The sequence below is a fragment of the Kitasatospora sp. NPDC002965 genome (assembly GCF_040611255.1).
Taxonomy (GTDB): domain Bacteria; phylum Actinomycetota; class Actinomycetes; order Streptomycetales; family Streptomycetaceae; genus Kitasatospora.
The window spans coordinates 43,693-52,342 of sequence record NZ_JBEXNT010000062.1; the positions used below are offsets into that span (position 1 = coordinate 43,693).

At 75.3% G+C, this 8,650-nt stretch carries 7 protein-coding genes and 2 pseudogenes; 1 reads left to right on the plus strand and 8 read right to left on the minus strand.

Features of this window, described 5'->3' with window-relative positions; translation table 11 throughout:
* Positions 1 to 55: 55 nt before the first annotated feature.
* The 7 genes and pseudogenes from ABZY91_RS23285 to ABZY91_RS23315 all read right to left on the minus strand — a co-directional run bounded on the left by ABZY91_RS23285 (position 56) and on the right by ABZY91_RS23315 (position 6,032).
* Positions 56 to 619, minus strand: a complete 564-nt coding sequence (locus tag ABZY91_RS23285; RefSeq protein WP_355404972.1) for a YbaK/EbsC family protein — start codon at positions 617 to 619, stop codon at positions 56 to 58.
* A 26-nt stretch (positions 620 to 645) separates the two neighbouring features.
* A complete protein-coding gene (locus ABZY91_RS23290) occupies positions 646 to 1,626 on the minus strand; it encodes a potassium channel family protein (protein WP_329885004.1) in 981 nt (326 codons plus the stop codon).
* A gap of 71 nt (positions 1,627 to 1,697) precedes the next feature.
* A complete protein-coding gene (locus ABZY91_RS23295) occupies positions 1,698 to 2,909 on the minus strand; it encodes a molybdopterin molybdotransferase MoeA (RefSeq protein ID WP_355404974.1) in 1,212 nt (403 codons plus the stop codon).
* Positions 2,906 to 3,187 (minus strand): annotated as a pseudogene (locus ABZY91_RS23300) (DUF6457 domain-containing protein); the annotation flags it as partial. The gene ABZY91_RS23295 and the pseudogene ABZY91_RS23300, both read right to left, overlap by 4 nt.
* 140 nt (positions 3,188 to 3,327) lie before the next feature.
* Positions 3,328 to 3,897 (minus strand): annotated as a pseudogene (locus ABZY91_RS23305) (NTP transferase domain-containing protein); the annotation flags it as partial.
* 23 nt (positions 3,898 to 3,920) lie between these two features.
* Positions 3,921 to 4,952 (minus strand): MBL fold metallo-hydrolase, encoded by a 1,032-nt coding sequence (locus ABZY91_RS23310; protein ID WP_355404975.1) that lies wholly within the window; start codon positions 4,950 to 4,952, stop codon positions 3,921 to 3,923.
* A gap of 318 nt (positions 4,953 to 5,270) precedes the next feature.
* On the minus strand, positions 5,271 to 6,032 hold the full coding sequence (locus ABZY91_RS23315; RefSeq protein ID WP_355404977.1) for a polyprenol monophosphomannose synthase: 762 nt from the start codon (positions 6,030 to 6,032) through the stop codon (positions 5,271 to 5,273).
* A 316-nt stretch (positions 6,033 to 6,348) separates the two neighbouring features.
* Between ABZY91_RS23315 and manA the strand changes: the two genes are divergently transcribed.
* The gene (manA, locus tag ABZY91_RS23320; protein WP_329948374.1) at positions 6,349 to 7,548 is read left to right on the plus strand and encodes a mannose-6-phosphate isomerase, class I; all 1,200 of its coding nucleotides are present in this window, start codon (positions 6,349 to 6,351) and stop codon (positions 7,546 to 7,548) included.
* A gap of 94 nt (positions 7,549 to 7,642) precedes the next feature.
* Here the strand turns inward: manA and dnaB are convergent.
* The coding region (gene dnaB, locus ABZY91_RS23325; protein WP_355404979.1) for a replicative DNA helicase at positions 7,643 to 8,650 on the minus strand (1,008 nt) is incomplete at its 5' end.

An 8,650-nucleotide genomic window follows, 5' to 3' on the forward strand; every position in this document is an offset into this window, starting at 1 on the left:
CGGTCGGGACCGCTCCCGGCGCCCACCCGACCGGATCCGGCCGGGACCGGTCGCGTCAGCCCGCCAGATCCGGCAGCACCACGGCGCCCGGCAGCCCGGCCAGCACCCGGCCCGGCAGGATCAGCTTGCCCCGCCGCCGCCCGCTGCCCACCAGCACGTACGGCGTCGCGGCCACCGCCTCGTCGACCAGCAGCGGCCAGTCCGCGGGCAGACCGACCGGGGTGATGCCGCCGTACTCCATGCCGCTCGCGGCGACGGCCGTGTCCATCGGCGCGAAAGACGCCTTGCGGGCCTCCAGGTGCCGGCGGACGGCGCGGTTGACGTCCACCCGGGTGGTCGCCAGTGCCAGGCAGGCGGCCAGGGTCGTCCCGCCGCCGCGCTTGGCGGCGACCACCACGCAGTTCGCCGAGGCCTCCGGCGGCACGCCGTAGGTCTCGCAGAAGACGGCGGTGTCGGCCTTCTCCGGGTCGGTGTCCACGTACAGCACGGACCGGGCGGCCTCCCGGTCGTCCCAGCTCTTGAGGGCGTCCGCCACCGGCCCGGCCAGCTGGTCGACCACGTCCAGCGCGGGTCCGAAGGCGTCGAAGGTGCCGAAGGGGAGCTGCGGTTGATCGGTCATGGTGCCCGACCCTACGGGCAACCGGATCACTTGATGACGATCACCCGGTCGGTCAGCTGCAGCGTCTGCGCCTCCTGCTCGGTGTAGTTGATCACCCGGCGGCCGCGGACCACCGCCACCACCAGGTCCTCGCACTCCCGCGGGCTGTGCCCGGCCTCGGCCCGGGTGACCGGGCGCTCGATCACGTCCAGGCCGTTGCCGTAGGTCAGCAGGTCCTCCATGACCTCGCCGGCGTGCGGGCTGAGCATCGACATGCCGAGCAGCCGGCCGGCCGAACTGGAGCTGGTGACCACGACGTCCGCGCCGCTCTGCCGGAGCAGCGGGGCGTTCTCGTCCTCGCGGACGGCGGCGACGATGGTGGCCGCCCTGGTGAGCTGGCGTGCCGTCAGGGTGACCAGTGCGGCGGTGTCGTCCCGCTCCGGCGCGACCACCACCCGGGCGGCGGTGGGCAGTCCGGCACGGATCAGGGTGTCGGTCCGGGTGGCGTCGCCGACCACGCCGACCAGGCCGTGCTGGGCGGCCTGGTCGACCACCTTGCGCTGCGGGTCGACCACCACGATCTCGTCCTTGCGCACTCCCTGGCCGAGCAGCGTGTCGACGGCGCTGCGGCCCTTGGTGCCGTAGCCGATCACGACGGTGTGCTCGCGCACGGTGGACCTCCAGCGGTTCAACCGCCACTGTTGACGGGTGCGTTCGGTGAGCACCTCAAGGGTGGTGCCGACCAGGATGATCAGGAAGACCACCCGGAGCGGCGTGATCACGAAGATATTGGTGAGGCGGGCACCCTCGCTGTACGGGGTGATGTCGCCGTACCCGGTGGTGGAGAGCGTCACGGTGGCGTAGTACGCCGCGTCGAGGAAGCTCAGCCCGCCGCCGGCGTTGTCGTTGTAGCCGTCGCGGTCCAGCCAGACGACCAACGTGGTGGCCAGCAGCACGGCGAGCGCGATCAGCAGCCGGACGCCGACCTGCCGGACGGCGGGCGCCGACCGCCGGGCCGGCAGCACGATCCCGGCGTCCGCCCAGGGCTCGGTCCCGGGGGTGAGCGGGCCGGGGAACCGCTCGCGCCTGCGTCGGGTGTTCACGGGGCCTCCACCAGTTCGATCAGGTCGCCGGCCGCCGCGCCGCCGGGCGGCACCACCGCCAGTGCGTCGGCCCGGGCCAGACCCCGGAGCATCGCCGGTCCGTCGTACCGGAGCTGGACGATCCCTCGGTCGGTGCGCAGGACCGGGAGCAGCCGGGTGTCCGCCGGGTGCCCGGGCAGGTCGTCGACGGCCGCCGCCCGGACCGGGCGGGCGGTGGAGCGGCCGGCCAGCCCGTGCAGCAGCGGCAGTGCGAGCGTGACCGCCCCCGCCACGGCGGCCAGCGGATTGCCGGGCAGGCCCACCAGGTGGCGACCGCCGGGCAGTTCGGCGAGCAGCATCGGATGGCCGGGGCGCACGGTGACCCCGTCCACCAGCAGCCGGGCGCCGACCTCGGCGAGCGCCCGGTGCAGGTAGTCCACCGGTCCGGCGGCCGTGCCGCCGGTGGTGACCACCACGTCGGCGGTGGAGTGCCGCAGGGCGTCCCGCAGTAGACCGAAGTCGTCCCGGACGGCGCGCGGTTCGCCGGTCGTGGCCCCGGCGGCGCACAGCCACGGCGGCAGCAGCGGGCCGAGCGCGTCCCGGACCAGGCCGGGCCGGGGCAGGCCGGAGCCGAGCAGTTCGTCGCCCAGGACCAGCAGTTCGACCACCGGGCGGCGGCGGACGGTCAGCAGGTCGTGGCCGCAGGCGGCCGCCAGGCCCAGCACGGCCGGACCGACCGGGGTGCCGGCCGGGAGCAGCGGCTCGCCGAGCCGGCACTCCTGGCCGCGCGGGCGGACGTCCTGGCCGGTGGTCAGCGAGCCGGGCGTGCGGTCGTACAGCAACGGGCCGGCCGGCTCGCCGTGCTCCCGGCGGAGTACGGCGGTGGCGCCGGGCGGCAGTTGGGCGCCGGTGGCGATCTCCACGGCGGCGCCGTCGGCGAGCGCCCCGGTGGCCGGCCGGCCGGCCAGCTGCCGGCCGGCCACCCGCCAGGGGCCGGGGCCGGCGACCGCCCAGCCGTCCATGGCCGAGGTGTCGAAGGCGGGCAGGTCCGTGAGCGCGGCGAGCGGCTCGGCGAGGGTGTGGCCGAGCGCCTCGGCCAGCGGCAGGCGCAGCGGCGGCAGCGGCGTCCGGCCGGCCCGGCGGGCGGTGTCCCTGGCCCGCGCCCAGCTCGTCGGTCGGGCAGGGGCGGGCGGCTGGTCGAGCACGGCGAGCTCCTCCACCGTGCTCACGTCCGCCCCGGCTCGGCGTCCGCCGCCCACCGCTCGGCGAGTGCGGCGGTCCGCCGGGCCGCCTCGGCGACGGCCTCGGGGCCGCCGCCCTGCCGGGCGGCCGCGTAGCCGATCAGAAAGGCGGTCAGCGGCGCGGCGGGCCGGGCCACCCCGTGGGCGACCACCCGGGCCAGGTCGAGCAGTCCGTGGACGTCGACGTCCAGGTCGATGTCCAGCTCGGCCCGGACCTCGGCGATCCAGTCATCCAGCGTGCGCTCCATGCGCCCATGCTGCCCGATCGGTGGTTTCCCCGGCATGTTTGCCCGGTGAGCGGCGCGCGTCGTTTCGCTCACGCCCAGGCGCCGGCGCACGTGAGCGGGCCGGGGGCGGGCCGGGCGGCGGGCTAGGCGGTGGGTCCGGTGGTGGGTCCGGTGGTGTCGCGTTCGCGGGCCCGGGCCAGGTCCTCCCAGGTGTCGCAGTCGTACGTGACGTCGTCGGTGTCGGCCAGCCGGAGGGTGCGCAGCCCGCCGGTCAGGCGGCGCAGCGGCAGCCCCGCGGGGTCTCCGGCGGCGGCCAGCGCGGCCCGCAGGGCGGCGGCGCGGTAGGCGGCGGCCAGCGGCTGGTCACGTCCGCCGGCGTCGACCAGGACGGCCGCCTCGGTGTCCGGCGCGGCGGCGTCGAGGGCGGCGGCCAGCCGGTGGACGGTCCGCTCGTCGAGGAACGGCAGGTCGGCGGCGAACAGCAGCACCAGGTCGGCGGTCACCTCGGCCAGGCCGGCGGCCACGGCGGCCACCGGCCCGCCGCCGGGCGGCCGTTCACGGGTCCACCGGACGCCGGGGCGGGCGGTGGGCCGGGCCGGGCCGACCACGACGGTGGTGCGGGCTCCGGCGCAGGCCGCGAGCACCCGGTCCAGCAGGGTGGCCTCACCCACGGTCAGGCCGGGCTTGTCCGCCCCGCCGAGCCGCCGGGCGGCGCCGCCGGCCGGGACGATCACGTCGTACGGGGTCATGCCGCCAGTATCCGCCGGACGGGTCAGGACCCGTCCGACCCGGCCCCCGGCTCCTTCGCGGGCCCGTCCGGCCCGGCGGCGGTCTCCCCCGGCGCGTCCGGCGCCGCGGACTCCTCCGGGCCACCCGGCGCCGCGGACTCCTCCGCAGGTTCCGCCGGCCCTGCCGCCCGCGCCGTGTTGGCGGCGGCGCTCAGCTCCAGCACCGCCGGGAGGGTCAGCTCCCCGTACCGCTCGTTCACCGCCGCGGCCAGCGCCTCCGGGTCGTCCGGGTGCTCGGCCAGCAGACGGTCGAAGTCCTGGAGGTACTCGCCGGTGAAGGCGAGCACCCGGGCCGCCTCGTCGCCCTGCTCCGGCGCCCGGTGCCCGGCGATCACCCGCTCGACCCCGAGGTCGGCGATCCGGCCGAGGTTGCGGGTCCACGCGGTGCGCTGCTCGGGCGTGGTGTCGGCGGTCCAGACGTGGGTGCCGTTGTAGACGAAGTCCCCGGCGATCACGGTGCGGATGCTCGGCACGTGGACCACCGTGGAGCCGTCGCAGTCGCCCTGGCCGAGCAGCAGCACCGGGATCACCTGCCGGTCGAGCATCAGCGGCTGGGGCAGCAGCGGGGCCGGCACCAGCGGGTGGTCCGGGATGTCGTCCCCGAAGACCGGCTTCCACTGGGCGACCTTGGCGGCGGCGGTGCGCAGGATGCCGTCCACCACCGGCGGAGCGGCCAGCAGCTGTGCCTCGGGGAAGAGCCGGAGCACCTCCTCGGCACCGAAGTAGTGGTCCGGGTGGTGGTGGGTGACCACGATGGCGAGCAGCCGGCGGCCCTTGCCGGCGACCCACTCGGCCAGCTCGCGGCCGGCGCTGCGGGTCAGCTGGGCGTCGACCAGGATCGCGGTGCGCTCGCCGAGGATCAGCGTGGAGGTGGCGAAGAAGGCCGACTCGGGGCCGGTGAAGACGGCGGTCTCCAGCGGTCGGACCGGCGGTTCGGCGGCGGCTCCGTCGGCCGCGTCCACCGGGGCCGCCGCGTCCACCGGGGCGGCGTTCTCCTCGGGCGAGGACGACGTCACTGGCTGCTCCCTCTGGTCTGCGGTCCTGTTCGGCGGTCCGGTCTGCGGTCCGGTCTGCGGTCCGGTCGGCCGGTTGCCCGGTCGGCCCGGTCGGCCGGTTGCCCGGCGGTCCCGCGCCTCGGACCCGGCGGGGGCCGGGCCGCGGTCCGGCCTGCGGTACGGCCGGGCGGGTGGCGGGTCGGACGGCCGTCGTCCGGGTCCCCGCGCCCTACAGCATGGGAGTACGGCGCGCCGAAAGCGCGGAAGGCGCGCCCGACGGGGCACGCCTTCCCACTCGCGGTTCCGGGGCCGGCCCGGAACCCGGCCGCTCCGGCCGGCTCAGGCCTTCCGGCCGGTCAGCCGGGCCACCCGGTCGGCGACACCCCAGGAGGTGACCCTCCAGAGCGCCTCGACCACGATGTGCCGGCTCATCTTGGACGCGCCCAGCTCCCGCTCGACGAAGGTGATCGGCACCTCGGCCACCTTGAAGCCGGCCTTCACCGTCCGCCACGCCAGGTCGACCTGGAAGCAGTACCCGGCGGAGGCGACCTCGTCCATGCCCAGGCCCAGCAGGGTCTCCTTGCGGAACGCCCGGTAGCCGCCGGTGACGTCCCGGATCGGCACGCCGAGCATGAGCCGCGAGTAGGTCGAGCCGCCGCGGGAGAGCAGCAGGCGGGACTTCGGCCAGTTCACCACCCGGCCGCCCGGCACCCAGCGCGAGCCCAGCACCAGGTCGGCGCCGCGCAGCGCGGTCAGCAGCCGGTCCAGCTCCTCGGGGCGGTGCGAGCCGTCGGCGTCCATCTCGACCAGCACGTCGTAGCCCTGGTCGATGCCCCAGCGGAAGCCCGCCAGGTAGGCGGCGCCCAGGCCCTCCTTGCCCTTGCGGTGCAGGACGTGGACGTGCGGGTCCTCGGTGGCCAGCTTGTCGGCCAGCTCACCGGTGCCGTCCGGGCTGTTGTCGTCGGCGACCAGGACGTGGACCTCGGGAACGGCGGCGCGGACCCTGCCGACGATCGACTCGACGTTCTCCGCCTCGTTGAAGGTCGGGATGATCACCAGCACCCTGCCGAGATCAGCAAAACTCTGCTGGTTGACGGTCACGTACTAACCTCTCGGCCGGTGGCGGGAAGTGCCAGTCACCGTTGCCCGCACTCATCAGAAGACGCGGTCCCCGGCGGCTTCCCGCCGACCTGGAGACCACTGTGGAAAACACTGGGTCCTGGCATCCTACTACCGCGTCATCGGACTGCCCCGCCGCCCGAGGCACTCCCGGTCGGTACCGGCCGTTTCCCCCGGGGACGGGCCGGTCGGCTAGGGTCGATGCCCGGCCTTTGCCCGGATCGCCCGCCCGTCCGGGGACCGCCGCCCGGCGGCAGGGACCCGTCAGCCACTGCAGCAAAGGAGCAGGACCGCGCCCATGGACAAGCTCGTCAACACCGTCCGCCCGTACGCCTGGGGATCGGTCACCGCACTCCCCGAGCTGCTCGGACAGGAGCCGACCGGCGAACCGCAGGCCGAGCTCTGGATGGGCGCCCACCCCGGCGACCCCTCCCGGGCCGACCGGGGCGACGGGCCGCGCCGGCTGGACGAGCTGATCGCCGCCGACCCGGAGCGCGAGCTGGGCGCCGCCTCGGTGGCCAGGTTCGGGCCCACGCTGCCGTTCCTGCTCAAGGTGCTCGCGCCCGGCATCCCGATCTCCATCCAGGCCCACCCCTCGCTCGACCAGGCGCGGGCCGGGTACGCCGCCGAGAACGCCCGGGGCATCCCGCTGGACGCCCCGCACCGGAACTACCGCGACGACAACCACAAGCCCGAACTCATCTGCGCGCTCGGTGACTTCGACGGCCTCTGCGGCTTCCGCCGGCCCGCCGGGGCGGCCGCGCTGCTGGCCGGGCTGCGGGTGCCCGCGCTGGAGCCGCTGATCGCCCTGCTGGGGGCCGGCGACGAGGCCGAGGCGCTCAGCCGTGCCCTGGCCGCCGCCCTCGACCTGGACGGTCCGGCCGCCGGGGCCGCGGTCCGGGACACCGCCGAGGCGGTCGACAAGGCCGCCGCCGAGGACCCGGACGGCCCGTACGCCCCGTACACCCGGATCACCCGCGACTTCCCGGGGGACCGCGGGCTGATCGCCGGCCTGCTGCTCAACCACGTCCGGCTCCGGGCCGGTCAGGCGCTCTACCTCGGCGCCGGTGTGCCGCACGCCTACCTGCACGGCGTCTGCGTGGAACTGCAGGCCAACTCGGACAACGTGCTGCGGGCCGGGCTCACCCCCAAGCACATCGACGTGCCGGAGCTGCTCGAAGTGGTGGAGTTCGCCGCCTGCTCGCCGGCGCCGCTGCTGCCGGTACCGGTCGACGGGACGCCCGGCGAGGAGCTCTACCCCGTGCCGATCGACGAGTTCCGGCTCTCCCGGTTCGCCCTGGACGGCCGTGACCGGGAGGTGGACGGCCGGGCCCCGCAGATCCTGCTCTGCACCGCCGGGACCGCCCGGCTGACCGCCGCCGACGGCACCGCTCTGGACCTCGCCCGCGGCGAGTCCGCCTTCCTGCCGGCCACCGGCACCACCACCCGCCTCACCGGCACCGGCGCCACCGTCTTCCGCGCGACCGTCACGCTCTGACGCCGACGGGCCCAGGCGGCGTCCGCCCCGGCCCGCCCCGGCCCGTCCTGGTCCGGCCGGGTCCGGCCCTCCCCCCGTGCGACGGCTCCGGCCGTCAGTCCCGGGTCATGTCGACGAAGCGGGAGTAGTGGCCCTGGAAGGCCACGGTGATGGTGGCGGTGGGGCCGTTTCGGTGCTTGGCGACGATCAGGTCGGCCTCGCCCGCCCGCGGTGACTCCTTCTCGTAGGCGTCCTCGCGGTGGAGCAGGATGACCATGTCGGCGTCCTGCTCGATCGAGCCGGACTCACGCAGGTCGGAGACCATCGGCCGCTTGTCGGTGCGCTGCTCGGGGCCACGGTTCAGCTGGGAGAGCGCGATCACCGGCACCTCCAGCTCCTTGGCCAGCAGCTTCAGGTTTCGAGACATGTCGGAGACCTCCTGCTGGCGGTTCTCGGCCCGGCGGGAGCCGCCGGACTGCATCAGCTGGAGGTAGTCGATGACGACGAGCTTGATGTCGTTGCGCTGCTTGAGCCGGCGGCACTTCGCGCGGATCTCCATCATCGACAGGTTCGGCGAGTCGTCGATGAAGAGCGGCGCCTCGCTGACGTCCGGCATCCGGCGGGCGACCCTGGTCCAGTCGTCGTCGGTCATGGACCCGGAGCGCATGTGGTGCAGCGCCACCCGGGCCTCCGCGGAGAGCAGGCGCATGGCGATCTCGTTGCGGCCCATTTCGAGCGAGAAGATCACGCTCGGCAGCTTGTGCTGGATCGAGCAGGCCCGGGCGAAGTCCAGCGCCAGGGTGGACTTTCCCATGGCGGGACGCGCCGCGATGACGATCATCTGACCGGGGTGCAGGCCGTTGGTCAGGGCGTCGAAGTCGGCGAAGCCGGTCGGGACGCCGGACATCTGGCCGTTGCGGGAGCCGATCGACTCGATCTCGTCGAGGGCGCCCTCCATGATGTCGGCGAGCGGTGCGTAGTCCTCGTTGGTGCGCTGCTCGGTGACGGCGTAGATCTCCGCCTGGGCCGCGTTGACGATCTCGTCGACGTCGCCCTCGGCGGCGTAGCCCATGCCGGCGATCCGGGTACCGGCCTCGACCAGCCGGCGCAGCACCGCGCGCTC